The sequence below is a fragment of the Ramlibacter pallidus genome (assembly GCF_015070875.1).
GTDB classification, from domain to species: Bacteria; Pseudomonadota; Gammaproteobacteria; order Burkholderiales; family Burkholderiaceae_C; genus Ramlibacter; species Ramlibacter pallidus.
In genome coordinates, this window is record NZ_JADDIV010000003.1 from 239099 (window position 1) to 264962 (window position 25864).

The window sequence follows — 25864 nt, forward strand, 5'->3', positions numbered from 1 at the left end:
GCGCGTGACAAGCCCGTGACCGGCGCATGACAGCGGCATGACAGGCGTGTCACGCAGCTGTCACGGGCGCTGCCTAGAGTCCGCGGCATCGATTCCTTCCACAACCAGAGGTGAACTCCATGACCAACCGCTTCCGCATCACCGCCGCCGGCATCGCCGCGCTCGCCTTCAGCGGCCTCGCCGCCGCCCAGGACGTGACCGGCGCCGGCGCGAGCTTCCCCGCGCCCCTGTACTCCAAGTGGGCCGCCGACTACAACAAGGCCACCGGCACCCGCATCAACTACCAGTCGGTCGGCTCCGGTGCCGGCCTGCGCCAGATCGAGGCGAAGACCGTGGACTTCGGCGCCTCCGACGCGCCGCTGAAGGACGAGGAGCTCGCGAAGAAGGGCCTGGTGCAGTTCCCCACCGTCATCGGCGGCGTGATCCCGGTGGTGAACATCAAGGGCATCGCCCCGGGCCAGCTGCGCCTGAACGGCCAGGTGCTGGGCGACATCTACCTGGGCAAGATCACCAAGTGGAACGACGCCGCCATCAAGGCGCTGAACCCGAGCCTGGCGCTGCCCGATGCGGCCATCGCCCCGGTGCGCCGCGCCGACGGTTCCGGCACCAGCTTCATCTTCACCAACTACCTGTCGAAGGTGAACGCGGACTGGAAGGCGAAGGTCGGTGAAGGCACCGCCGTCAACTGGCCCACCGGTGCCGGCGGCAAGGGCAACGAGGGCGTCGCCGCCTTCGTGGGCCGCCTGCCCAACTCGATCGGCTACGTCGAGTACGCCTACGTCAAGCAGAACAAGATGACCTACGCGCTGATGCAGAACGCCGCCGGCCAGTTCGTGTCGCCCGACGACACGGCTTTCAAGGCCGCCGCCGCCGGTGCCGACTGGTCCAAGTCCTTCTACCAGATCCTCACCCAGCAGCCCGGCGCGCAGTCCTGGCCCATCACCGGCGCTACCTTCATCCTGATGCAGAAGGCGCAGGACAAGCCGGCCCAGGCCGCCGCCACCCTGAAGTTCTTCGACTGGGCCTACAAGAACGGCGACAAGACCGCGGAAGACCTGGACTACGTGCCGATGCCCAGCGCGGTGAAGGCGCAGATCGAGAAGCTGTGGGCGGCCGAGATCAAGGACGCCTCCGGCAAGAACGTGGCCTTCCGCTGAACGGCTGGCGGCCTGGCGCCGCCTCCCGGCGCGGCTCCGGACCTGTCACGGAGCCGTCACAAAACCTTCATACAGTCGCTGCAACCCTGCACTCGAGGCTGTCCGCGCATGAAGATCCCGTCCCTCCTGGCTGCCGTGCTGGCCGTCGCCGCGCTTGGCGGCTGCGGCCGGTCCGAGCCTTCCGCGCCCACGGCGGCCGCCCCCGCGGCGGCACCTGCGTCGGCGCCCGCCGGCGGCACTGGGGACGTGACCGGCGCCGGCGCCAGCTTCCCCGCTCCCCTGTACGCCAAGTGGGCCGCCGACTACCACGCGGCCAGCGGCGTGCGCGTGAACTACCAGTCCGTGGGCTCGGGGGCCGGCGTCCGGCAGATCGAGGCGAAGACGATCGACTTCGGCGCATCCGATGCGCCGCTCAAGGACGAGGAGCTGCAGGCCAAGGGCCTCGTGCAGTTCCCCATGGTGATCGGCGGCGTGATCCCGGTCGTGAACCTCAAGGGCGTCGCGCCCGGCCAGCTGCGCCTGACCGGCCAGTTGCTGGGCGACATCTACCTCGGCAAGGTGACGCGCTGGAGCGATCCGGCGATCAAGGACCTGAACCCGGGCCTGGCGCTGCCGGATGCGGCGATCGCCCCGGTGCGCCGGGCGGACGGGTCGGGCACCAGCTTCATCTTCACCAACTACCTCTCCAAGGTGAACGCGGAGTGGAAAGCCAAGGTCGGCGAAGGCACGGCGGTCAACTGGCCGGCGGGCACCGGCGGCAAGGGCAACGAGGGCGTGGCTGCCTTCGTCAGCCGGTTGCCGGGCTCCATCGGCTACGTCGAGTACGCCTACGTCAAGCAGAACAGGATGAACTACGCGCTGGTGCAGAACGCCGACGGCCAGTTCGTCGCGCCGGACGCGGCCAGCTTCCAGGCGGCTGCCGCCGGCGCGGACTGGGGCAAGAGCTTCTACCAGGTCCTCACGCAGCAACCCGGGGCGCAGGCGTGGCCGCTGACCGGCGCCACCTTCATCCTGATGCACAAGACGCAGGACCGGCCGGCGCAGGCCGCCGCCGCCCTGAAGTTCTTCGGCTGGGCCTACCGCAACGGCGACGGCACGGCGGACCAGCTGGCCTACGTGCCGATGCCGGACAGCGTGACGGCGCGGGTCGAGAAGCTGTGGGCGACCGAGATCAAGGACGCATCCGGCCAACCCGTGGCACTCCAATGAAAAGCAGTTCCCTGCAACCGGGCAGCGGTTTCCGCCGCCGCCCATGAACGACGAAGGCACCGACGTGTCCTCTACACTTTCGGCCGATGAGGCCAGCCTCTCCCCGGTCACCCGCGACCGCCCCGGCCGCATGAGCCTGCCGCCCTCGGCCGGCCGGGCGCGCGCGGGGGCAGTCATCGACCGGCTGTTCGGGTGGACGGCCCGCTTCGCGGCCCTGATCACGCTGGGCCTGCTGGCGGCCATCCTCGTCTCGCTCTTCATCGGCGCCGCGCCGGCCATCCAGAAGTACGGACTGGACTTCCTCACCAACAGCGTGTGGGACCCGGTGAGCGGCGAGTACGGCGGCCTCGTGATGATCTACGGCACGCTGGCCACTTCGATCATCGCCCTGGTCATCGCGGTGCCCGTGAGCTTCGGCATCGCGCTGTTCCTGACCGAGCTGTCGCCCTCCTGGCTGAAGCGCCCGCTGGGCACGGCGATCGAGCTGCTCGCCGCCGTCCCTTCGATCGTCTACGGCATGTGGGGCCTGCTGGTGTTCGGGCCCATCCTCGCCACCTACGTGCAGCAGCCGCTGCAGGGCCTGTTCGGCGACGTGCCCTATCTCGGCACGCTGTTCTCGGGACCGCCGGTGGGCATCGGCATCCTGGCCGCCGGGATCATCCTGGCCATCATGATCATCCCCTTCATCGCGGCGGTGATGCGCGACGTCTTCGAGGTGACGCCCCCCATGCTGAAGGAAAGCGCCTATGCGCTCGGCTCCACCACCTGGGAGGTCGTCTACAAGGTGGTGCTGCCCTATACGAAAGGCGGCGTGATCGGCGGCATCATGCTGGGCCTCGGCCGCGCGCTTGGCGAGACCATGGCCGTGACCTTCGTCATCGGCAACTTCAACCAGCTCGATTCGCTGAGCCTGTTCACGCCGGCCAACAGCATCACGTCGGCGCTGGCCAACGAGTTCGCCGAGGCGGCGGACGGGCTGCACCAGGCGGCGCTGATCTACCTGGGCCTGGTGCTGTTCTTCATCACCTTCGTGGTGCTGTCGTTGTCCAAACTGCTGCTGGCGCGCCTGCGCCGCAACGAGGGGGCTGTGGCATGAGCCGCCGGGCCGCCCCAAGGCTCATGGCCCCGCAGCGCGTAGCGCGGAGGGAAGTCCAATGAGCACCGCCGAACGCCTGCTGCGCGCGGCTGCCGACAGCGAGCAGCGCGAGCGCATGTACCGCAAGCGCAAGCGCGTGAACCAGGTGGCGTTGGTGCTGTCGCTCGGCGCGATGGCCTTCGGCGTCTTCTGGCTGATCTGGATCCTGTGGGAGACGGTGCGGCTCGGCTTCGCCGGGCTGACCTGGGCGACCGTGAGCCAGATGACGCCGCCGCCCAACGAGGCCGGGGGCATCCTCAACGCCATCTGGGGCTCGCTGCTGATGGTGGTGCTGGCGACCTTCGTCGGCACGCCGATCGGGATCATGGCCGGTATCTACCTGGCCGAGTACGACCCCAAGGGCTGGCTGGGCAACACGACCCGCTTCGTCAACGACATCCTGCTGTCGGCGCCTTCCATCGTGATCGGCCTGTTCGTCTACGCAGTGGTCGTGGCGCGCTACAAGCAGTTCTCCGGCTGGGCCGGGGCGATCGCGCTGGCGCTGATCGTGATCCCCGTGGTCATCCGCACCACGGAGAACATGCTGCTGCTGGTGCCCTCGGCGCTGCGCGAGGCCGCGTATGCGCTCGGGGCGCCGAAGTGGAAGGTGATCCTGAAGATCACGCTGCGCGCTTCGCGGGCGGGCGTGGTCACCGGCATCCTGCTGGCCGTGGCCCGGATCTCGGGCGAAACCGCGCCGCTGCTGTTCACGGCCCTGAACAACCAGTTCTTCACCTCCAACATGGGCGAGCCGATGGCCAGCCTGCCGGTCACCATCTTCAAGTTCGCGATGAGCCCCTACGAGAACTGGCAGCAGCTGGCGTGGGCGGGCGTCTTCATCATCACCCTGGCCGTGCTGGGCCTGAACATCCTCGCGCGGCTGCTCACGCGCAGCAAGCTCTGAGAACACCCATGGAAGCCACCCTCGCTCCCGACCGCGTGCGCGCCAAGATCGCCGTGCGCAACCTGAACTTCTACTACGGCAAGTTCCACGCCCTCAAGGGCATCAACCTGGACATCGCCGAGAACAAGGTGACGGCCTTCATCGGCCCGTCCGGCTGCGGCAAGTCGACGCTGCTGCGCACCTTCAACCGCATGTACGAGCTGTACCCCGACCAGCGGGCCGAGGGCGAGATCGTGCTGGACGGCGAGAACCTGCTGACGTCGAAGAAGGACGTCGCCCTGATCCGCGCCCGCGTGGGCATGGTGTTCCAGAAGCCCACGCCGTTCCCCATGTCGATCTACGACAACATCGCCTTCGGCGTGCGGCTCTTCGACAACCTCGGCGAAGCCGACATGGACGACCGCGTCGAATGGGCGTTGCGCAAGGCGGCGCTGTGGGACGAGGTCAAGGACAAGCTGACCCAGAGCGGCTCCGGCCTCTCCGGCGGCCAGCAGCAGCGCCTGTGCATCGCCCGCGGCATCGCGATCAAGCCGGACGTGCTGCTGCTCGACGAGCCGTGCTCGGCGCTCGACCCGATCTCCACCGGCAAGATCGAGGAGCTGATCATCGAGCTGAAGAAGGACTACACCGTCGTGATCGTCACGCACAACATGCAGCAGGCGGCGCGGGTGTCCGACTACACCGCCTACATGTACCTGGGCGACCTGGTGGAGGTGGGCGAGACGGAGCAGATCTTCTTCAAGCCCAAGCGCCAGGAGACCGAGGACTACATCACGGGGAGGTTTGGTTGACCACCCCGAAGCGGCCCTTGGCCGCCTCCCCTCAAGGGGCGCCCCAGCGGCCCGGCGAAGCCGGTTCCGCGGGGCCTCGGCGCGATGGACTAACAGGACGGAGTTGATATGCCCGACAAACACCTCTCGACGCAGTTCGACAGCGAACTCAACGCGCTGTCGTCCCGCGTCATGGAACTCGGCGGCCTCGTGGAGTCGCAGATCCGCTTCGCCATCCATGCGATCAGCGAGTTCAACGCCGACGTGGCCCGCCAGGTCATCGAGACCGAAGACCGCGTCAACCAGATGGAAGTCGAGATCGACCGCGACCTGTCGTCGGTGATCGCGCGGCGCCAGCCGACGGCACGCGACCTGCGCCTGCTGATGGCGATCTCCAAGACCACCGCGAACCTGGAGCGCGTGGGCGACGAGGCCCGGCGCATCGCGCGCATGGTGCTGTCGATCGTGGAGAAGAACGGCCCCGTCCGCACGCTGCCGGCCGGCGAGCTGCGGGTGTCCGCCGACCTGGCCGCGCTCCAGCTGCGCAAGGTGCTGGACGCCTTCGCGCGGCTTGACACCGTCGCCGCGGTGGCGATCATGAAGGGCGACGACCTGCTGGACCGGGAGTTCGACGGGTTCGTGCGCAAGCTGATCACGTACATGATGGAGGACCCGCGCACGATCTCCAGCAGCCTGGACCTGCTGTTCGTCGCCAAGGCCATCGAACGGATCGGCGACCATGCCAAGAACATCGCCGAGTTCATCATCTACGTCGTGAAGGGCGCCGACGTGCGCCACAGCTCGATGGAGAACATCGAGTCCGCCATCAAGTAGGCCCATGAAGCACCAGCCGCGCATCCTGATCGTCGAAGACGAGCCCGCCATCGCGGAGCTGATCGCCGTGAACCTGCGGCACAACGGCTTCTCCCCGGTGTGGGCCGAGGACGGCGACGCCGCCCAGCGCGAGATCGACGCCGTACTGCCCGACGCCATCCTGCTGGACTGGATGCTGCCGGGGCAGAGCGGCGTGGCACTGGCCCGCCGCTGGCGCGCGGACGCCCGCACCAAGACCATCCCCATCGTGATGCTGACGGCACGGGGCGACGAGACCGACAAGGTGAGCGGGCTCGACGCCGGCGCCGACGACTACGTCACCAAGCCGTTCTCCACGCACGAACTGCTCGCGCGCATCCGGGCGGTGCTGCGCCGCAGGCTGCCCGAGAAGGCGGAGGAGACCGTCACGCTGGGCGAGCTCACGCTGGACGGTGCCGCGCACCGCGTCAGCTGGAAGGGCCGGCCGCTGAAGATCGGCCCGACCGAGTTCAAGCTCCTGAACTTCCTGATGAAGCACCCGGAGCGCGTGCACAGCCGCCAGCAGCTGCTGGACAAGGTCTGGGGCGACCACGTCTTCATCGAGGAGCGCACGGTGGACGTGCACGTCAAGCGCCTGCGCGAGTCCCTCGGCCCCGGCGGTGCGCTGGTGGAGACGGTGCGCGGCGCCGGCTACCGCATCACGGCCCAACCCGTGGGCCGCCCGCAGGAAACCGCATGAGCGTGGTTCCGTGACGCTGCGCGTCGTCCTGTTCCTCGCCTTCCTCGCCGTCGGCGGCATCGGCGGCTGGCTGCTCGCCGCCGACCGGGGTGCCGAAATGGGCCTGGCGACCGGGGCGCTGCTCTGGTTCATCGCCGATTCGGTGCGGGCGGCGCGCGCGCTGCGCTGGCTCAAGGGCGGGGATTTCCGCAATCTCCCGCGCCTGGGCGGGCTCTGGGGCGAGGCGCTCGACCGCGTCCGCCGCGCGGTGGCCGTGCGCGAACGGCAGCTGGCGGAGGCGGAGGATCGGCTGGAGGATTTCCTCGAGGCGATCCGCGGATCGCCGAACGGCGTGGTGCTGCTCGATGCGCGCGGGCGCATCGAGTGGTGCAACGACACGGCGGCCGCGCACTACGAGCTGGACCCGCAACGCGACCTGCAGCAGCACATGGTGAACCTGCTGCGCGACCCGGACTTCAGCGCCTACTACCAGGGCCGCAACTACACCAACGATCTGGTGATCCCCGCGCCCGGCAGCACCTCGTCGCGCCCGCGCAAGCTGGCGTTGCGGCTGCACCCCTACGGCGAAGGGCGGCTGCTGGTGCTCTCCCGCGACGTGACGGCGGTGGAACAGGCCGAGGTCATGCGGCGCGATTTCGTCGCCAACGTCTCGCACGAGATCCGCACCCCGCTGACGGTCCTGTCCGGCTTCGTCGAGACGCTGCAGTCGCTGGACCTGCCGAAGGAGGAGCGCACCCGCTACCTGCAGCTCATGGGCCAGCAGACGCAGCGGATGCAGACCCTCGTCAACGACCTGCTGACGCTGTCGCGGCTGGAAGGCAGCCCCTTGCCCGGCGCCGGCGACTGGACGCCGGTGGTGTCGCTGCTGGCGCAGTGCGAGCAGGAAGCGCGCGCGCTGCAGGGCACGCTCGGCAAGCAGCTGGAACTCACGTTCGCCGGTCCCGAAGGGGTCTCGGTGGGCGGTGTCGCCAGCGAGTTGCAGAGTGCCTTCTCCAACCTGGTGAGCAATGCGGTGCGCTACACGCCGTCGGGCGGGCAGGTGGTCGTCGTCGCGCGGCTCGCCGAGGACGCCAGGCTGGAATTCAGCGTCCGCGACACCGGCCCCGGCGTCGCCGCCGAGCACGTGCCGCGCCTGACCGAACGCTTCTACCGGGTGGACCGCAGCCGCTCGCGCGAAACGGGCGGGACCGGGCTGGGCCTGGCCATCGTCAAGCACGTGCTGCAGCGGCACGGCGCCGAACTGCGCATTGCCAGCGCGCCGGGCGCGGGCTCCACCTTCACCATCGTGCTGCCCGCCACGCGCGTGCGCACGGAGCCCGTCAGGCCAGCCGGAAGCGCCGCACAGCCCGCCACAGAATCAGCGGCAGGATGAGGGCGAGCAGGGCCAGCGCGAAGCTGCTCGCGATCCAGAAGGCGGCGGGGCTCTGCTGCGCGTCCCACGGTCCGAGCCCGCGGTAGGCGAGCTGGTAGCCGCCCACCACGCCGACACCCCAGAGCAGCACGCAGTAGGCCACCAGCGGCGCCACGGCCACGCGGTAGGACCGCAGCACGAACACGCACAGCGCCTGCACGGCGTCGCCGAAGTGGTACAGCGCCACGAACGCCAGCAGGCCGGCCGCCACGCCCGCGACCTGCGGGTCCGCCGAATAGAGCGCCGCGATCCCGTGGCGCGAGACGAGCACCACGCACCCGAGCAGGACGGCCATGGCCAGCCCCATGCGGAAGCCGGTGCGGATCGCGCCGCGCGCCTTCTTCATGTCGCCCGCGCCCAGCCAGAAGCTGACGCGCGCGCTGGTCGCGATGGCCAGCGAGAGCGGCACCATGTACATCACCGCGGCGAGGTTGGAGGCGATCTGGTGCGCGGCCGCGGAGAGCGTGCCCTGCCGCGCGATGAAGAGCGACATCAGCGTGAAGGACGTGACCTCCACCATGATCGCCAGGCCGGCGGGGATGCCCAGGCGCGCGAACTGGCCGATGGTGCGCCAGTGCGGCGGCTCCAGCGGACGCCAGATCGCGTAGGGCCGGTAGAGCGCGTCGGTGCGCACCAGCCACAGCGCCAGCCCGAGGAACAGGTAGTTCACGACGACGGTCGCCCACGCGCAGCCCACGGCGCCCATGGCGGGCACGCCGAGGCCGCCGAAGGCGAACCAGACGGTCAGCGGCACCTTCACCGCCAGCGAAGCGAGCTGCAGCCAGGTGACGAGCTGCGGCTTGCCCAGGCTCTGGTTCAGCGTGCTGTACATGCGGAACAGCAGCGCGGGCGGCAGCGCGAGCGCCAGCACGCCGAGGTACTGGCGCACGTCTTCCTGCAAGGCCGCGGGCACTCCGGTGCCCTGGAGGAGCGCGTTGGGGAACAGCAGGCCGAACACGCCGGCGACGGCGGCGAGCACGGCGAGGTACAGCGCCTGCCGCACCGAGCGGCCGACGTCGGCGTTGCGGCCGGCGCCGTGCAGCTCCGCCCAGGTGGGCAGCAGCGCCTGCAGCACGCCCATCAGCGCGACGAACACGGTGATGTAGACGGCGGCGCCGACCGACAGCGCGGCCAGGGCTTCCTGCGAATAGCGGCCGGCCACCACCGTGTCCGTGACGCCGAAGGCCATGGTGGCCAGCTGCCCGGCCAGTACCGTGCCGGCGTGGCGCGCGATGATCCCGCGTTCGCTCAAGGCTTCTTCTTGTACAGGACCAGGTTCTCGCGGCGGTCGGTCGGGCGCCGGACCTCGGCCACCAGCTGCCAGCGCCGGAGGTCGAGGGCCATCGTCAGCGAGGGCTGGACCTCCTGCGAGACGACCAGCCAGGGGCATTCGCCGGGCTGTTCGGCGCTCTGCAGGTCCAGCCCGCCGTGGTAGCGCAAGGCCGCGATCTGCGGACGCGTGAGTCCCATCACTTCGACGCAGCCGCGCGCGTCCATCCGGCTGGTGATGCCCTGGACGACGGGCGCGTAGCTGCGGGCGTAATCCAGCACCGGCAGCCACAGCGTCATCACGAGCAACCAGCCGAGGGCGGCGCCGCTGGCGGGCAGCACCAGGCTCTTCCAGATCGCCTCGCGGCTGCGGCTGGTGCGCCAGCGCACCAGCCAGATCCAGGCGAGCGTGGCCGCGACGGCCGCGGCGAAGGCGACGAGGCCGAAGCTCGGGACGAAGCCGGGCGCCAGCCGCGCCACGTTGGCGGCGGGCTTGGCCGGGATGCCGGTCTGCAGCGAGATCCAGATCACCCAGATGATCAGCGCGCAGGTGCTGAAGAACAGCAGCGTGAACCAGTCGATCAGTGCCGAGACGCTGCGCGAGAAGGTCGGCAGCGCGAACGCCGCCAGCGCGGCCAGCGCCGGCAACCCGAGCAGCAGTGCGCGGTCGGGGTGCGGTGCGAGCGCGGTGGTGACCAGCGAGACGCCAGCGAACCACAGCGGCAGGGCGACGTGGCGGCGGCGCAGCTGGCGGCGCCAGCGCCAGACCGTCCACAGCGCGAGCGGCCAGGCCGGCCAGGCGAACCAGGCGACCAGGCGGGCGATGGATTCCCACTCGCGACCGGGGCCCGCGCCCGGTTCCAGGCGCCAGTGCCAGGTGCCGAAGGCAGCGGCGACGGCCGCGGCGGCCAGCGCCAGCACGACGACCAGCACGGCCCCGCGGATGCGCTGCCCCGGGCTGGCGCCGTCCTCCGGGGCGTGCACCCAGTAGTTGAGGGCGCCACCGGCCGCGAACACCACGCCCATCGCCGGGGCGCCGCTGAGGGCCAGGCCGGGCAGGGCGATCGCCAGGCAGAGCGCGGGCAGTGCGGTGCGGTATGGCAGGGCGGCGAGGGCGTAGAACGCCATCGCGGTGAAGCCCAGCTGGGCAAGGGAAGGCGTGGTCTCGTGCGAGAGCTGCGCCAGGCCGAGGCACGCGATCAGCGCCAGCAGGCCGGCATCGGCGATCGCCCGCGCATAGTCCTTCGGTGCCGCTTCACCGCCGAAGGCGAAGGGCACCGGTTGCGCGCCGGGGGTGCGCGCGAGGTAATAGACCGCCTGCCAGGTCGCCCACAAGGTGACCACCAGCAGCGCCGCGAAAGGCAGCCGGACGACGAAATCGGCGGGGACCCAGTCGGGCGTGAGCTGGATCGCCCAGGCGCCCAGCCAGTACGGCAGCAGGGCGTCGAAGTCCGGCGGCTGGCCGAGCAGCGCGGGGTCGAGCCACGAGGTGCGGCCCGTCGCCATCTCGAACATGTAGCCGAACGCCATGATGTCGGCGTTCTTCCAGGGCTCGCGCCCCACGAACCCGGGGACCACGTACGCCGCGCAGAGCAGCAGCAGCGCCCAGCGCGGGAGCCGGCGCGCGGCGCTCTGGGTGACGATGGCGGGGGTGGGGCGGTTCACGCGCGGGGCAGGCGAGGGTCCCAATGAAAAAGGCAGCCGAGGCTGCCTTTGTGCATGGGACCGTCGCGCTTACTTGGCGGCGTTCTTGTTGCCGAACTTCTTGAAGAACTTGTCCACGCGGCCGCCCATGTCGTTCACGGACTTCTGGGTGCCCGTGTAGAAGGGGTGCGACTCGCTGGAGGTGTCCAGCTTGTACAGCGGCAGCTCGCGGCCGTCTTCCAGCTTGATGGTGTCACGCGCGGCCACGCAGGAGCGGGTGACGAACTGGAAACCGTTCGACAGGTCCTGGAAGACCACGTCGCGGTAGTTGGGGTGAATGCCTTCTTTCATGATCTTCCTCGTGTGCCGGTAGCCGCGCCGGGACATCCAGCGTACTTTCCGCAATAAAGCCCGAGATTATAGCGTTCCTTGCGCAAGGCAGCCTCAGCTGGGAGCGCCAAGGAAAAAGCCCGGTCACCCGGGCTTCCGTTGGGTCGCGAGGCCTAGCCTCCGCGGCGCATCATGTCGAAGAACTCCACGTTGGTCTTGGTGGCTTTCATGGATTTCAGCACCATTTCCATCGCCTCGATCTCGTCCATGTTGTACATGAACTGGCGCAGGATGCGGGTCTTCTGCAGGATCTCGGGGGCCAGCAGCAGTTCCTCGCGGCGGGTGCCGGAGCGATTGAGCTGGATCGAGGGGAACACGCGCTTTTCGTAGAGGCGGCGGTCCAGGTGGAGTTCGCAGTTGCCGGTGCCCTTGAACTCCTCGAAGATCACTTCGTCCATGCGCGAGCCGGTGTCGATCAGGGCGGTGGCGATGATGGTCAGCGAGCCGCCTTCCTCGACGTTGCGGGCGGCGCCCAGGAAGCGCTTCGGGCGCTGCAGCGCGTTGGCATCGACGCCGCCGGTCAGCACCTTGCCGGAGGACGGCACGACGTTGTTGTAGGCGCGGGCCAGGCGGGTGATCGAATCGAGCAGGATCACCACGTCCTTCTTCAGTTCGACCAGGCGCTTGGCGCGCTCGATGACCATCTCGGCCACGTGCACGTGGCGCGCCGCGGGCTCGTCGAAGGTGGAGGCGATGACCTCGGCCTTCACCGAGCGCTGCATGTCGGTCACTTCCTCGGGGCGCTCGTCCACCAGCAGCACCATCATGTAGCTGTCGGGGTAGTTGGCGGCGATGGCGTGCGCGATGTGCTGCATCATCACCGTCTTGCCGCTCTTGGGCGGCGCGACGATCAGCGCGCGCTGGCCCTTGCCGATCGGCGCGATGATGTCGATCACGCGGCCGGTGACGTTCTCCTCGCCCTTGAGGTTGTCGCGTTCGAGGCGCATCTGTTCCCGGGGGAACAGCGGCGTCAGGTTCTCGAACATGATCTTGTGCTTGTTGTCCTCCGGCAGCCCGCCGTTGACCTTGTCGAGCTTGGTCAGCGCGAAGTAGCGCTCGCCGTCCTTGGGCGTGCGGACCTCGCCCTCGATCATGTCGCCGGTGTGCAGGTTGAAGCGGCGCACCTGCGAAGGCGAGATGTAGATGTCGTCGGTGCTCGCCGTGTAGCTGGTGTCCGGGCTGCGCAGGAAGCCGAAGCCGTCCGGCAGGATCTCCAGCACGCCGTCGGCGAAGACCTGTTCGCCGGCGCGGGCGCGCTTCTTGATGATGGCGAACATCAGCTCCTGCTTGCGCATGCGGCCGGTGTTCTCGATCTCGAGCTCTTCGGCTTGCTTGAGGACTTCCGAGACGTGCAGCGCCTTGAGTTCGTTCAGGTGCATGGAGTGACCCCTGGGAGGGCGTTCTGTGAGGATCTGGGGGAGGTTCGATGCGGGGCGAGAGGAGCCCTGCGAACCGGAAACTCGACCTGGCTGCTTGCGTTGGCAGGCCAGTGATTGGGCGGATTATGCAGCAAAAAAACGAAACGGGGCGAAAGCCCCGTCTGCGTCGGACCCGGGTGCGCGCGGCACCCGTTCCCTCAGGCCAGCTGCTGGTCGATGAAGGCCGTGAGCTGCGCCTTGCTCATCGCGCCGACCTTGGTGGCGGCGAGCTGGCCGCCCTTGAACAGCATGAGCGTCGGGATGCCGCGGATGCCGAACTTGGCGGGGATGTCGCGGTTCTCGTCGACGTTCATCTTGGCGATCTGCAGCTTGTCCTTGTACGACTCGGAGACCTCGTCGAGGATGGGCGCGATCATCTTGCAGGGACCGCACCACTCGGCCCAGTAATCGACCAGCACCGGCTTGTCGGCTTTCAGGACGTCGGATTCGAACGAGGCGTCGGAGATGTGCTTGATCAGGTCGCTGGCCATGGAAATCTTCCTGTTGGAGTTGCGGTGGCGGGTGCCGCTACGATCGGAGGATTGTGACAGAAACCCATCGTCCCCGCAGCGTGCGCGGCCACCCCCGAATGCTATGGATGCGATAGCAATTCCGCATCCGGCGGCGCGGCCGTGGGAAGACCTCATGCGCAAGTTGCAGGCTGCGATGGCGGCCCGCGGCGCGCATCCGGCCCGCACCGTCGTGCTGCTGCCCTACGCGCAGCTGATGCCCGTGGCACGGCAGTTCTGGGCGCGGCTGGCGCCCACGGGCTTCGCGCCGCGCTTCGAGACCAGCATGAACTGGGCGCGCCAGCAGGCGTGGGAGCCGGGCGAGACGGACCTCTCCTTCGAGATCGGCCGGGACCTGCTGACGGCCCGCGGCTGGCTGGAGCAGGGCGGCCTGCGCGCGCAGGCGGACACGCTGGCCGGCATGCTGGTCGAGGCGGCCTGGCAGGCGGCCGGTGCCGCGCGCGCGGTCCCGCCGGCCCAGCGTGCCGGGTGGGCCGCGCGGTTGCGTCCCCAGCTGCTGCAAGGCATGGAGGCACCGGCGCTCGCCACGGAGGCGGCCATCGCGCGCATCGCGTTCGAGTGGGCGGCGGCTTCCGGCCATGCGACGGATGCCCTGCTCGATGGCACCTTGACCCGCGACGTGGACCTGTTGCTGGTGATGGAGGGTTTCCAGGTCGAGCCGATCCCGAGCGCGCTGGCCGCGCAACTCGGCGAGCGGGCGCAGACCTGGGCGTGGCCGCGCGACCTGCCGCTGGGCGAAGCGGCATTGCACGAAGCGACCGACGCGTCGGAAGAAGCGGAACGGGCCGCCGCGTGCGTGCTGCGCCACCTGGAGCAGGGCCACGTGCCCGTCGCCCTCGGGGCGACCGACCGCGTGCTCACGCGGCGCATCGGCGCCTTGCTGTTCACGCGCGGCGTGCGGGTGCACGACGAGACGGGCTGGAAGCTGTCGACCACGCGCGCGGCCTCGCACGTGATGGCGGCGCTGCGCGCCTGCGCCTGGGACGCGGCCAGCGACGCCGTGCTGGACTGGTTGAAGGGCGTGCCCGCCCTGCCGCCCGGCACGGTGCAGGCGATCGAGCGCCGTGCGCGCCGTGCGGCGCAGCGCGAGTGGCGGCAACTGCGCGCGGGCGACTGGGGCGACTCCGCGTCGGTGCAAGGCGCCGTGGAGCGCATCGCCGAATGGCGCGACAACATGCAGACGACGCGCACGCTGCTCGAGTGGCAGCTTGCGCTGCGCGGCCTGCTGCAGGCCTGCGGCCAGTGGCCGCTGCTGCGCGGCGATGCCGCGGGCATGAAGATCCTCGAGGCCCTGCGGCTGGAGGACGGCGCGTCCGACGACTGGTCCGCGTGGGCGCCGGCCTTGCGGCGGCTCACGCTGCGCGACTTCACCGCGTGGGCCAACGAGGTGCTGGAAGCGGTCAGCTTCGTGCCGCCGCATGCCGGCGACGAACAGGTCGTCGTGCTGCCCATGAGCCAGCTGCTCGGCCATCCGTTCGCGGCGCTGGTGCTCCCGGGCTGCGACGAACGCAGCCTGCCCGCGTCGCCCGAGCCGGCCACCGGCTGGTCGCAGGCGCAACGGCGCCTGCTTGGCTTGCCGTTGCGGGAAGACCTCGAGGCGGCGCAGCGCGCGGCCTGGCAAGGCGCGCTGCAGGTGCCGCGCATCGACATCCTCTGGCGCGGGAGCGACGACACCGGCGAGCGCAGCCTGGCCAGCCCGCTGGTGCAGGAACTGGCCTTGCAGGGCGTCGGGCTGCCCGCCGCGGATCCGCGCGCGGAGCGCGAGGAGCAGGCCGACCCGGTGCAGCCGCCGTCCGTGCAGGCGCCGGGCCTGCTGCCGGCGCAGGTCTCCGCCAGCAGCTACGAGGACCTGCGGCGCTGTCCCTACCGCTTCTTCGCGCTGCGCATGCTGGGCCTGAAGGAAGCCGACGAGATCGAGGCCGAGGTCGACAAGCGCGACTTCGGCACCTGGCTGCATGCGGTGCTGCGCGCGTTCCACGAAGCGATGCGCGAGCGCGGCGACCTGCCGCGCGCGGAGCGCGTCGCGCTGCTCGACACGCTGGCGCGCGAAGGCATCGCGGGGCAGCGGCTGGCCGAAGGCGAGTTCCTGCCGTTCGCGGCGGGCTGGCCCGCGGTGCGCGAGGGCTACCTGGACTGGCTGGAGCGGCACGAGGCGGCGGGGGCGGTGTTCGAGTCCGCCGAGAGCGAGCACCGGGCGACGCTCGGCGAGCTGCAGCTGGCCGGCCGCATCGACCGCGTCGACCGCCTGCCGGGCGAGGCCGCGATCGTGATGGACTACAAGACGGAAAGCCTGCAGGCCAGCAAGGACCGCATGAAGTCGCCGCTGGAGGACACGCAGCTCGCCTTCTATGCGTTGCTGCTGCCGCACCGCGACCTGCAGGCGGCCTACCTCAACATCGGGGAGCGGGGCGAGGTCAAGGCGGTGCCGCATCCGGCGTTGGACCAGGCCGCCCACCTGCTCGAGGAGGCCGTGCAGTCGGAGATGCGCCGCATCGCCCAGGGCGCGCCGCTGCCGGCGCTGGGCGAAGGCCGGGTGTGCGAGTTCTGCGCGGCGCGCGGCCTGTGCCGGAGGGATGCCTGGAGTGAGTGAAGTCCTGCGCAGTACCGCCGGCCCCGCCTACGAACACAACGGCCGCCCGGTCGACCGGGCGCCCTTCTATGCCATCGCGTGCGACCCACGCCGCCACGTGGCGGTGGAAGCCTGCGCCGGTGCCGGCAAAACGTGGATGCTGGTCTCGCGCATCGTGCGCGCGCTGCTCGCCGGTGCGCGGCCGGAAGAGATCCTCGCGATCACCTTCACCCGCAAGGCCGCCGGCGAGATGCGCCAGCGCCTGCAGGAATGGCTGGCGCAATGGAGCACCGCGTCGGACGATGAGCTCGCCGCGGTACTCTCCGCGCGCGGCCTGCCGCAGAACGACGCCGCCACGCGCGACGCCCTGCGCGGCCTGTATGCGGCCCTGCTGCGGTCCGGGCGTCCGGTGCAGATCCGCACCTTTCACAGCTGGTTCGCGGCCCTCCTGCGCGGCGCACCCGTGGCCGTGCTGCAGTCGCTCGGCCTGCCCGCCCGCTTCGAGCTGCTGGAAGACGACAAGGAGGCCGTCGCCCGCGTGTGGCGCCGCTTCCATGCGGCCGTCGAGCGCGACCCGCAGGCGCGGGCCGACTACGAGGCGAGCGTGGCGGCGCACGGGCGGTTCAACACGCTCAAGGCGCTGGCGGCCGCACTGTCCAAGCGGGTGGAGTTCGCCATGGCGGACGCGGTCGGCGTGGTCGCCGATTCCGTCCAGCCCTTCGGGGACGTCTTCGAGGAGTTCGCGGGCCTCGCGCAGCCCTCGGAGGCGATGGCGCTCGACTGGGTCCGCGACGCGTTCTACGCCGCGTCGCGCGTCCTCGGCCAGGCGTCGGCTCCGACGTTCTCCGCCAAGGGCCGGGAACTGGAAGAGGCCGTGACCGCCGGCCGCTTCGACGCGGCGGCCGCGGCGCTCCTCACCAAGGAGCAGGAGCCGCGCAAGTTCAACGACAAGCTGCCCGGGATCGACGACGTCCGCACGGCGCAGACCCTCGCGCAGCGGCTGTGCGCAGCCCTCCACCAGCACGAAGCCTGGCTGCACCACGCCCGCATCGCGCGGCTCGCGCGGCAGCTGCTGGAGTCGTATGCCGCGCTCAAGCGCGAGCAGGGCTGGGTCGACATGAGCGACGTCGAGCGCACCGCGCACGTCCTGCTGTCCGACCCGGTGCTCGCCGGCTGGGTGCAGGAGCGGCTGGACCAGCGCGTGCGCCACCTGCTGATCGACGAGTTCCAGGACACCAACGCCCTGCAGTGGCAGGCGCTGCATGCCTGGCTCTCGAGCTATGCCGGTGCCGGCGGCGACGGTCCCAGCGTCTTCATCGTCGGCGACCCGAAGCAGAGCATCTACCGTTTCCGCCGCGCCGAGCCGCAGGTGTTCCGGGCGGCGCAGGAGTTCATCGCCGGCCCGCTGGGTGGCGACCGCCTGAGCTGCGACCACACGCATCGCAACGCCCCGGCGGTGCTCGATGCCGTCAACGCCGTGATGGAGGCGGCGCAGGACGAGGGCGCCTATCACGACTTCCGCGCGCACACCACGGAGGCGTCGGAGGAAGGCGCCGTGCTGGCGCTGCCGCCGATCCCGCGGCCGGAAGCCACGGCGCCGGAAGACGCCGGGATGGCCTGGCGGGACAGCCTCACCGTCCCGCGCGAACTGCCCGAGGAACGGCTGGTCTCGCTGGAATGTCGGCAGGCCGCCGCCTGGCTGGCGGCGCAGATCCGCGCCGGCGTGGAGCCCGGCCGCATCATGGTGCTGGCGCGCCGGCGCGAGCGCCTCTCCGTCATGGAGGACGAACTTCGTGCACTGCACATCGCCGCGCAGCAGCCCGAGAAGACGGACCTGTGCGAAGCGCCGGAGGTGCAGGACCTCGCGGCCCTGCTGGATGCGCTGGTGTCGCCGGGCCACGACCTGTCGCTCGCCCGGGCCCTGAAGTCGCCCCTGTTCGGCTGCGGCGACGACGCCCTGGTGGCGCTCGCCACTCTGGCGCGCGCCGCGGGTGCGGAAGGTCCGCCGCGCGGGTGGTTCGAGCTGCTGCAGCAGCCCCCGGCGGGGTTGCCCACCTCGCTCGCCGACACCGGCGCAACGTTGCGCAAGTGGCAGCGCTGGGTGCAGTCGCTGCCGCCGCACGATGCGCTGCAGGCGATCTACGACGATGGCGACGTGCTGGCGCGCTTCGCCCGGGCCGCGCCGCCGCCGCTGCGCGACACCGTGCTGGCCAACCTCCAGGCGCTGCTGGGCACCGCGCTGCAGGTCAACGGCGGCCGCTACCTCACGCCGTACGCCTTCGTGCGCGCGCTCAAGGCCGGCGGCATCCGCGGGCCGGCGGTGGCTGCGCACGGCGTCGTGCGCCTGCTGACCGTGCATGGCGCCAAGGGCCTCGAAGCCGAGGTCGTCCTGATGCTGGACACCGACGCCACGCCGGCGCGGCCGGAGAGCATGGGCGCGTTGTGCGAGTGGCCCGGCGAAGCGCCCGCGCCCTGGCGGTTCGCCTTCCTGGCCAGCGAGACGAAGCCGCCGGCCTGCAGCGTCGAGGCGCTGCAGGTGGAGCAGGCCGCGCGCGCCCGCGAGGAACTCAATGCGCTCTACGTCGCCATGACCCGTGCCGAGCGGCAGCTGGTGCTTTCCTCCGTGGTGCCGTTGTCGGCGCCCGCGGCGGCCACGTGGTGGCAGCGCCTGCTGCCGCATGCGAGCCTGCTGCCCGCGCCCGGCGCGGCGGCGCCGCTGCGGGCGGAGGCCGCGGCTTCGGGAGCCTTCACGCTGCGCGTGGTGCCCGGCACCGTCCAGCCCGCGACGGTCGAATGGCTGCGTCCCGCGACGCCGGAGGGCAGCCATGCGTCGCGGCTCGGTGAAGCCATGCACCGCCTGCTGGAGACGGTGCGGCCCGGCTCCGCCTTCCAGCCCGCGCACTTGCGCGACCTGCAGCGGCGCTTCGCGCTCGATGCCGCATCCGCGCAGCAGGCCGCCGCGATGGCGCAACGCATCCTGCAGGGCGAAGGCGCGTGGGCGTGGAACCCGGAACGGGTCGACTGGCAGGGCAACGAGGTGGAGTTGCACCATGCCGGCGAACTGCTGCGGCTGGACCGCCTGGTGCGCCGCCGCGGTGCCGACGAATGGTGGGTGCTGGACTTCAAGTCGGCGGCCCAGCCGGAGCGCCAGCCGCTGCTGGTGGAACAGATGCGCCGGTATCGCGAGGCGGTGGCCGCCGCGCATCCTGGCGCCGAGGTGCGCACGGCCTTCCTGACGGCGCGGGGAACGATGGTGGTGGTGGAATGAAACGCAACGGCCGTCTCTGGACGCTCGGCAAGTACCTGGCCTTCGCGTTCTCCGCGCTGTCCATCCTGCTCACGGTGGTGCTGACCTTCGTCATCGAGCGCACGGCGAGCGCCGGGGTGACGGCCTCGATCGGCGCCAACCTGGCGGAGCTGGCGGGCCAGACGGCGGGCCGGCTGGACCGGTCCATGTTCGAGCGCTACCGCGAGATCCAGCTGATGTCCACGCGCGTGGCGGCGCTGAAGGACTGGAACGCCGTGCAGGCGGAACTGGACGCGGCGCGCGACACCTACCGCTTCTACGCCTGGCTGGGCGTGGCCGACGAGAAGGGCGTCGTGCGCGCCGCCAGCGCCGGCATGCTCAAGGGCGCCGACGTGTCGCAGCGGCCCTGGTTCGGCAATGCGCTGGCGGGCGTCCACCTCGGCGACGTCCACGAAGCGGTGCTGCTGGCCAAGCTGCTGCCCACCAGCGACGGCGAGCCGCAGCGCTTCTTCGACGTGGCCTTTCCCCTGCGTGGCGGCGGCGGGCCCACGGGCGTGCTCGGCGCGCACGTGTCCTGGGACTGGGCCAAGGACGTGCGGCAGACGATCTTCGGGCCGGGCCGGCGCGGCGAGGTGGAGCCCCTGATCGTCAGCGCCGAGGGCGTGGTGCTGCTCGGCCCGGCGGCCCTGGAAGGCAGGAAGCTCGAGCTGCCCAGCCTGAAGCAGGCCGGCCAGGGCGTGCGCGGCCACGTGATCGAAACCTGGCCCGACGGCAAGTCGTACCTGGTGGGACACGCGGGCAGCCGCGGCTTCCTCTCGTCGCCGGGGCTGGGCTGGCGGGTGCTGGTGCGGCAGGACCTGGACGTCGCCTACGAGCCGCTGCGGCAGATCCAGCAGCGCGTGCTCGCCTGGGGCGTGACGCTGGCGGTGCTGTTCTCGCTGCTCGGGTGGGCGGCGGCCCGCGCCGTGACCCGGCCGCTGCTGGAACTGGCGGCCTCGGCGCGGCGGCTCGCGCACGGCGGCGACAGCGAGGTGCAGCCTTCGCATGCCTATCGCGAGGTGGAGGTGCTCGGTTCGTCGCTGAACGCCATGCTGGCCGAAGTGCGCGAGAAGACCGCCCTGCTGCGCGCGCTGAACGCGGAACTGGAGCAGCGCGTCGAGCAGCGCACCATGGAGCTGCGCGAGGCGTTCGACCGGGTGCGTGCCAACGAACAGCGGATCGAGACCATCATCGAGGGCGCGCAGGACCCTTTCATCGGCATGGACCTGCAGGGCCGCATCACCGACTGGAACACCCGCGCCGAAGCGGTGTTCGGCTGGAAGCGCGCAGAGGTCCTGGGACGACGCGTCAGCGAACTTCTGCTGCCGGCCCGCTATGCGGCGTCCTTCGAGGCCGCCCTCAAGGGTTTCCTCGCGTCCGGCGACACCACCGTCGTCGACCATCCGCTCGAACGCACCCTGGTCGACCGCGCCGGCCGCGAGATCGAAGCGGAGATCCGCGTGGGGCTGGTGCGCATCGGGGAGGACCGCTTCTTCAGCGCGTTCGTGCACGACATCTCGCAGCGCAAGGAAGTGCAGCGGATGAAGGACGAGTTCATCTCCACCGTCTCGCACGAGCTGCGCACGCCGCTGACGGCGATCTACGGCTCGCTGAACCTGCTGTCTTCCGGCGCCGCCGGCGAGCTGCCGCCGGATGCGAAACAGCTGCTGGCGATCTCGCACGACAGCACCGAGCGGCTGATCCGCCTGATCAACGACATGCTGGACCTGGAGAAGATCGCCTCCGGCAAGATCGAGTACCGCATGGCGCCGCAGCCGCTGCGCGCGCTGGTGGAGCAGGGGCTGCGCGACACCCAGGCTTACGCCGACGGCCTGCGCGTGCGCCTGAAGCTGGACGTGCGCGCCGAGCCCAGGGTGATGGCGGACGCCGACCGGATCGTGCAGGTGTGCGTGAACCTGCTGTCGAACGCCGCGAAGTTCTCGCCCGCCGACGCCGAGGTGGACGTGGTGGTGGAGGAGCGCGACGGCCTGGCGCGCGTGGGCGTCGTCGACCGCGGCCCGGGCCTGCCGCCGGAGTTCCATGCTCGCGTGTTCGAGCGCTTCGCCCAGGCGGATTCCTCCGACCGCCGCGCCAAGGGCGGCACCGGCCTCGGGCTGGCGATCTGCCGCAGCATCGTGGAGGCGCACGGCGGCCGGCTGGCCTTCACCAGCGAGCCGAACGTGCGCACCGAATTCTTCTTCGAGCTGCCGGCGCTGCCTTCCGGGGGCGCCTAGAGCCCCTTGCGCTTCATCGCGCCCCAGGTGGACTGCCGGTTGGTCGCCCACCGGTACAGGCCGACGATGCGCCACCAGCTGTTCAACTGGCGGTAGCCGAAGTTCTCGGCGACCACCACCAGCGCGAGCAGGGCGAGCTGGCTGGCGCGCGGGTAGATGTGGAAGGCGAGTTCCTCCAGCAGGAGGCCGGAGGCGGACAGCAGGATGCCCAGGCCGATCGCCAAGAACAGGAACACGGCGAAGGCCTCCCACGACACCCAGCCGAACGCATAGGCGAAGGCCATGAAGATGTAGCCGCCCAGTTCCACGATCGGTCCCAGCCATTCGAACGCCACCATGAAGGGGAAGGCCAGCCAGCCGGGCGGCCCGCCGCGGCGGCTGAACATCAGTCCCCAGTGCGGCACCAGGCTTTCCGACAGGCCGCGCTGCCACCGGATGCGCTGGTTGCGCAGCGTCTGGCGGTCCTCGGGCGCCTCGGTCCAGCACACCGGGTCGGGCACGAATTCGATGCGGTAGTCCACGCCCTGGGCGCGCAGCATGCGGTGCATGCGCACCACCAGCTCCATGTCCTCCCCGATCGTCTTGGGCTTGTAGCCGCCGGCCGCGACGACGATGTCGGTGCGGAACAGGCCGAAGGCGCCGGAGATGATCAGCATGGCATTGACCTGCGACCAGCCCAGGCGCCCGAACAGGAAGGCGCGCAGGTATTCGACCACCTGGAACAGCGCCCAGATGTTGCGCGGCAGGCCGACGCGCGTCAGGAAGCCGGCCTCGATCTCGCACCCGTTCACCACGCGGACCGTGCCGCCGCTGGCCACCACGCGCGGGTCGCGCAGGAAGGGCTTGACCACGCGGTGCAGGCTGTCGCGCGCCAGGATCGAGTCGGCATCGACCCCGCAGAACAGCGGGTGCCGCGCCACGTTGATGCCGGCGTTGAGCGAATCGGCCTTGCCGCCGTTCTCCTTGTCGATCACGCGCAGGTTGGCGTGGGTGCGCGAGCGCCACACGCCGCGCAGGGGCCTGGTGGGGATCTGCTCGTGCACCGCCTGCGGGAACAGCTCCAGGTCGAACTTGTCCTTCAGCACGTCCAGCGTGCCGTCGCGCGAGCCGTCGTTGATGACGACCACCTCGAACTCGGGGTACTGCAGCTGCAGCATGGACCGTACCGATCCGGCGATGGACGCTTCCTCGTTGAAGGCGGGCACCAGGATGCTGATGGCGGGCTCCAGCCCGCTGAAGACCTGCGGCAGTTCCTCCAGCACCTGCTCCTGCTGGCTGCGGTGCAGCCGCCAGAGCGACAGCAGGTTCAACGTGAGGTAGCCGGCGTTCAGCAGCGCGAAGTAGGCGAGGATGAACCAGGTGGCGATGTCGACCAGCAGCTGCGCGCTCATCCCAGCCCCCGCTCGGCGCGCACCTGGCGCAGCATGTCGACGGCCTGCGGATGGTCTTGCTCCAGCGCTTCCAGCGCACTGGAGCCGAGGAAGGGCAGGCTGGCGAGCGCGCGTGCCGCCGCCATGCGCACGGGCCAGGCCGGGTCGTCCAGCATGCCCGTGAGCGCGGGCAGGTCCGACGGGGTCGACAGGCGCCCCATCTGCAGGACGGCCTGCTCGCGCACCGCGGCTTCCGGGTGCGAGAGGAAGCGCAGCACCTGTTCGGCCAGGCCCGGGCTGTCGCTCAGGCGCAGCGCCGCCTGCAGCACGCCGGTGGGCTGCTCGGGCTGCAGCAGCCGGGCGAGCGTCGCTTCCGGCAGCTGGATGCGCAGGGCTTCTGCAAGCAGCAGCGCGCGCTGCAGTTCCTGCAGCTGCAGCAGCGGGATGGTCTTGGCCATCAGCAGCCAGAAAGCCTGGCGCGCTTCGGCCAGGAAACCCGCGACGCGCCCGATGTCCCAGTCGGCGCGGGTCACCACCAGCGGCAGCAGGCCGTTGGCCGCGCGCAGCGGGTTGATGCGCACCAGCGCGCGGGCCGCGTTCACGGAGAGCAGGCTGTCGCTGCTGCGGGCCGTGGCGACGAGCGCCTCCCAGGCCTGGGCATCGCGCAGGTAGCCGGCGGCCAGCACCGCCTGCAGGCGTTCGGTCCGCGAGCCGCGCACGAGCAGCGCGCGCGCGGTCTCGTCGATGCGCAGGCGCAAGGCCGTCTCGTTCAGCAGCCGCGCCGCGTCGCCCCGCAGCGATTCCTGCAGGTAGGCCCACAGGCGCAGGAACAGCACGCTCTCGCCGGGGCGCAGGTCCGGCAGCGGCGGCGCCGATCCCGGATCGAGGATGGCGGCCAGCAAGGCGGGCCGCCAGACGGCGACGAAGCGGTCCCAGCGCCGTTCGCGCAGCCGCAGCCGCACGCGCAGGAAGACGATCACGCCCACCAGCGTGAGCGTGAGGAGGAAGGCCGCCACCCCCGTCCAGAAGGCGGCGATCAGGTACGGGTCAGAAAGTGGCCTGGACACCGAGCGTCACGCCGCGGCGGGTGTAGAAGCCGCCCTGGCGCACGTGGTGCACGCCCCAGCGCAGGCTCCAGCGCTCGTCCAGCGCGTGCAGCCCCACCAGCGCGAGGGAGCGCACGCGTGCGATGGCCAGCACGCCGGGCCCGACCTGCGCGACTTCGCGGCCGGCCGAGGCGACCACGCCGGCCGAGGACCGGTCGGCGTAATACCAGCTGGCGCGCAGTTCGCCGACGCCCGTGTGGCGGTCGAAGGCGCGGATGCGGTGGGCCGCGGCGAGGACGCTGAAGTCCCCGAAGTAGTGTTCGAGCATCACGCTGGCCTGGTCGACGTCGGTGGCGTCGTAGCGCGTGTGGCGCAGCCCGCCGTGCAGCAGCCAGGCCGGCCGGAACTCGTATTGGAGGGCGGCGCCGACGCTGGAGCGCGCCAGCACGTTGTGCGTGGGACTGTGGCTGGCGCGCAGGGTCGCCGTCAGCGCATCGCCCAGCGGCACGGCGCCGCCGACGGCGATCTCCGTGTCGTCCTGGCCGAAGCGGCGCGTGCGCGTCAGTTCGATCTCCGCCAGCTGCCGCTGGCTCCAGCGCCGCGACAGCTGCAGCGTGGTGCTGTTCCAGTCGGCATATCCGTTGTCCAGTTGGCTGTGTTCTCCTGTCAGCGCGGCCTGCCAGCGCGGGGCGGCGGGTGCGGACGGGGTCTGGGCAAGTGCTGCGAGCGGCAGCAGGGAGGCGAGGGCGGCGGCGAGTCTGGCGATCATGGGCGGGGTCGGACGAACCGGCGCAAGCGTGCCAGCAGTTCGTCCGGCTGGAAGGGTTTCACGATGTAATCGTTGGCACCGGCGTCGAGCGCGCGGACGATGTCGCTCTCCTGCGCCTTCGCGGTCAGCATGATCACCGGCACGGACTGCCAAGAGGGCTGGCTGCGCACCAGCGTCACCAACTGCAGCCCGTCGAAGAACGGCAGCATCAGGTCCAGCAGCACCACGGTGGGCGCCGGCTGGGACTGGATGTAGTCGTGCGCGACGCGGCCGTCGCGGGCGAGTTCCACCCGGTAGCCGGCCCTTTCCAGCATGAACTTCAGCAGGTGGGCGATGTGGTCGTCGTCCTCGACGACGAGGGCGATGGGCAGTGACGGCTTCTCTTGTTCCATGGGTCCGGCCGCGATGCGGCGCTGCAAGGGCCGGATTGTGGCCTACGCCAGAACGCACGGGAGCGGCGCTGCGCGGTCCCCCGCGCGCCGACTCAGAAGGTGGTGCGGTAGTACACCATCGGCCGGCCGTCCTTGCGCTTGATCGAGATCTTCGCGCCGCTTTCCAGCTGGAAGCCGAGGAAGGCCTTCTCCAGCCCCATCAAGCTGACCTTCGCGGGCTTGATGTTCATCTCGACCCGGGCGCCGTACACCGCCTGCTGCCGGTTGTTGATGAGGGCGTACGCGTCGTCCGGCCCGTTCATGCGCTTCCAGGCGGTCAGGTCGATCTGGTTCTGGCTTTCCAGGGTATGCGTCCAGCGCACGCCGAGGTCGACGCTGCTGCTGCGCGGGGCGAGGCCCAGCGGTTGGGCGGCGTTGGCGGAGAACCCGCTCATGCCGACGACGGCGCCGAGGCCGCGCGCCTTGGCCGGGAACAGGGAGACGTCCACCCGCGGCGCCTGGAAGCCGCTGTCCTGCGACTCCAGCCGGGGCAGGGCGCTCGCTTCCACCTGCATGCGCACCCGCGGCTCGACCCGCGCTTCCGCCAGCACCACGCCCTCCGGCGGCAGCGGCGCGTCCTGCGCGAAGGCGAGTGGGGCAGCGGCCCACAACGCCATGGCGGCAACGGCCCACGGGCCCGACGGAATTTCCCAACGATTGCCGGCATTTCCGCCGGTGTGACCGACCTTCTCCATGGCTCACCTCCCAGTGATGGGAACGGAGTCTGGCGCTGCCGTTTCGGAAAGTTTGTGGGAGCCTGCTTCCGGATC

The 25864-nt window shown here is 70.6% G+C and carries 21 protein-coding genes; 11 read left to right on the forward strand and 10 right to left on the reverse strand.

The features are described from left to right. Positions 1–119 precede the first annotated feature (119 nt). From pstS (IM787_RS10275) to phoR, 8 genes are all read left to right on the forward strand, one after another. The gene (pstS, locus tag IM787_RS10275) at positions 120–1157 is read left to right on the forward strand and encodes a phosphate ABC transporter substrate-binding protein PstS (protein WP_193676579.1); all 1038 of its coding nucleotides are present in this window, start codon (positions 120–122) and stop codon (positions 1155–1157) included. Positions 1158–1265: 108 nt separating this feature from the next. Then, the gene (gene pstS, locus IM787_RS10280; protein ID WP_193676580.1) at positions 1266–2366 is read left to right on the forward strand and encodes a phosphate ABC transporter substrate-binding protein PstS; all 1101 of its coding nucleotides are present in this window, start codon (positions 1266–1268) and stop codon (positions 2364–2366) included. A gap of 130 nt (positions 2367–2496) precedes the next feature. Further along, complete coding sequence (gene pstC, locus IM787_RS10285; RefSeq protein ID WP_193677097.1) at positions 2497–3462, forward strand: phosphate ABC transporter permease subunit PstC; 966 nt, start codon at positions 2497–2499, stop codon at positions 3460–3462. A 58-nt stretch (positions 3463–3520) separates the two neighbouring features. Beyond that, the gene (gene pstA / locus IM787_RS10290) at positions 3521–4405 is read left to right on the forward strand and encodes a phosphate ABC transporter permease PstA (RefSeq protein ID WP_193676581.1); all 885 of its coding nucleotides are present in this window, start codon (positions 3521–3523) and stop codon (positions 4403–4405) included. An 8-nt stretch (positions 4406–4413) separates the two neighbouring features. After that, entirely contained in the window at positions 4414–5196 is a 783-nt protein-coding gene (gene pstB / locus IM787_RS10295; protein WP_193676582.1) for a phosphate ABC transporter ATP-binding protein PstB, read from the forward strand. A gap of 108 nt (positions 5197–5304) precedes the next feature. Continuing rightward, positions 5305–6009, forward strand: a complete 705-nt coding sequence (gene phoU / locus IM787_RS10300; protein ID WP_193676583.1) for a phosphate signaling complex protein PhoU — start codon at positions 5305–5307, stop codon at positions 6007–6009. 4 nt (positions 6010–6013) lie between these two features. Further along, complete coding sequence (gene phoB / locus IM787_RS10305) at positions 6014–6727, forward strand: phosphate regulon transcriptional regulator PhoB (RefSeq protein WP_193676584.1); 714 nt, start codon at positions 6014–6016, stop codon at positions 6725–6727. Between the two features lie 10 nt (positions 6728–6737). Next, complete coding sequence (gene phoR, locus IM787_RS10310) at positions 6738–8099, forward strand: phosphate regulon sensor histidine kinase PhoR (protein WP_435531152.1); 1362 nt, start codon at positions 6738–6740, stop codon at positions 8097–8099. Here the strand turns inward: phoR and IM787_RS10315 are convergent. The 5 genes from IM787_RS10315 to trxA form a co-directional block, all read right to left on the reverse strand. Continuing rightward, positions 8047–9390: an MATE family efflux transporter gene (locus IM787_RS10315; protein ID WP_227494259.1), complete on the reverse strand. Its 1344-nt coding sequence runs from the start codon at positions 9388–9390 to the stop codon at positions 8047–8049. The genes phoR and IM787_RS10315 overlap by 53 nt on opposite strands. After that, on the reverse strand, positions 9387–11072 hold the full coding sequence (locus tag IM787_RS21485; protein ID WP_354004393.1) for an ArnT family glycosyltransferase: 1686 nt from the start codon (positions 11070–11072) through the stop codon (positions 9387–9389). Before IM787_RS21485 ends, IM787_RS10315 begins: the two co-directional genes overlap by 4 nt. 69 nt (positions 11073–11141) lie before the next feature. Then, positions 11142–11402: a type B 50S ribosomal protein L31 gene (locus IM787_RS10320; RefSeq protein ID WP_193676586.1), complete on the reverse strand. Its 261-nt coding sequence runs from the start codon at positions 11400–11402 to the stop codon at positions 11142–11144. Positions 11403–11554: 152 nt separating this feature from the next. Then, the gene (gene rho / locus IM787_RS10325; RefSeq protein WP_193676587.1) at positions 11555–12820 is read right to left on the reverse strand and encodes a transcription termination factor Rho; all 1266 of its coding nucleotides are present in this window, start codon (positions 12818–12820) and stop codon (positions 11555–11557) included. Between the two features lie 197 nt (positions 12821–13017). Beyond that, positions 13018–13350 carry a thioredoxin TrxA gene (trxA, locus tag IM787_RS10330; RefSeq protein WP_193676588.1) on the reverse strand — a complete coding sequence of 111 codons (333 nt, stop codon included), beginning with the start codon at positions 13348–13350 and terminating at the stop codon, positions 13018–13020. Between the two features lie 154 nt (positions 13351–13504). On the opposite strand from trxA, the gene IM787_RS10335 reads away from it, so the two are divergent. Genes IM787_RS10335 through IM787_RS10345 form a run of 3 tightly spaced genes read left to right on the forward strand, consistent with a single transcriptional unit; the run spans position 13505 to position 21478 of the window. Next, on the forward strand, positions 13505–15979 hold the full coding sequence (locus IM787_RS10335; protein WP_227494260.1) for a PD-(D/E)XK nuclease family protein: 2475 nt from the start codon (positions 13505–13507) through the stop codon (positions 15977–15979). Continuing rightward, positions 15972–19226, forward strand: coding sequence for a UvrD-helicase domain-containing protein (locus IM787_RS10340; protein WP_354004394.1), 3255 nt, complete (start codon positions 15972–15974; stop codon positions 19224–19226). The genes IM787_RS10335 and IM787_RS10340 overlap by 8 nt, the downstream gene beginning before the upstream one ends. Beyond that, a complete protein-coding gene (locus IM787_RS10345; RefSeq protein ID WP_193676591.1) occupies positions 19223–21478 on the forward strand; it encodes a sensor histidine kinase in 2256 nt (751 codons plus the stop codon). The genes IM787_RS10340 and IM787_RS10345 overlap by 4 nt, the downstream gene beginning before the upstream one ends. On the opposite strand, the gene IM787_RS10350 is transcribed toward IM787_RS10345, so the two are convergent. The 5 genes from IM787_RS10350 to IM787_RS10370 all read right to left on the reverse strand — a co-directional run bounded on the left by IM787_RS10350 (position 21475) and on the right by IM787_RS10370 (position 25711). Continuing rightward, the gene (locus tag IM787_RS10350; RefSeq protein WP_193676592.1) at positions 21475–22869 is read right to left on the reverse strand and encodes a glycosyltransferase family 2 protein; all 1395 of its coding nucleotides are present in this window, start codon (positions 22867–22869) and stop codon (positions 21475–21477) included. The two genes, IM787_RS10345 and IM787_RS10350, sit on opposite strands and share 4 nt — an antisense overlap. Further along, a complete protein-coding gene (locus IM787_RS21765; protein WP_193676593.1) occupies positions 22866–23915 on the reverse strand; it encodes a HEAT repeat domain-containing protein in 1050 nt (349 codons plus the stop codon). The genes IM787_RS10350 and IM787_RS21765 overlap by 4 nt, the downstream gene beginning before the upstream one ends. Next, complete coding sequence (locus IM787_RS10360) at positions 23896–24663, reverse strand: YaiO family outer membrane beta-barrel protein (RefSeq protein WP_193676594.1); 768 nt, start codon at positions 24661–24663, stop codon at positions 23896–23898. The genes IM787_RS21765 and IM787_RS10360 overlap by 20 nt, the downstream gene beginning before the upstream one ends. Further along, the gene (locus IM787_RS10365; RefSeq protein WP_227494261.1) at positions 24660–25082 is read right to left on the reverse strand and encodes a response regulator transcription factor; all 423 of its coding nucleotides are present in this window, start codon (positions 25080–25082) and stop codon (positions 24660–24662) included. Before IM787_RS10365 ends, IM787_RS10360 begins: the two co-directional genes overlap by 4 nt. A gap of 65 nt (positions 25083–25147) precedes the next feature. Next, positions 25148–25711 (reverse strand): hypothetical protein, encoded by a 564-nt coding sequence (locus tag IM787_RS10370; protein ID WP_193676595.1) that lies wholly within the window; start codon positions 25709–25711, stop codon positions 25148–25150. Between the last annotated feature and the right edge of the window lie 153 nt (positions 25712–25864).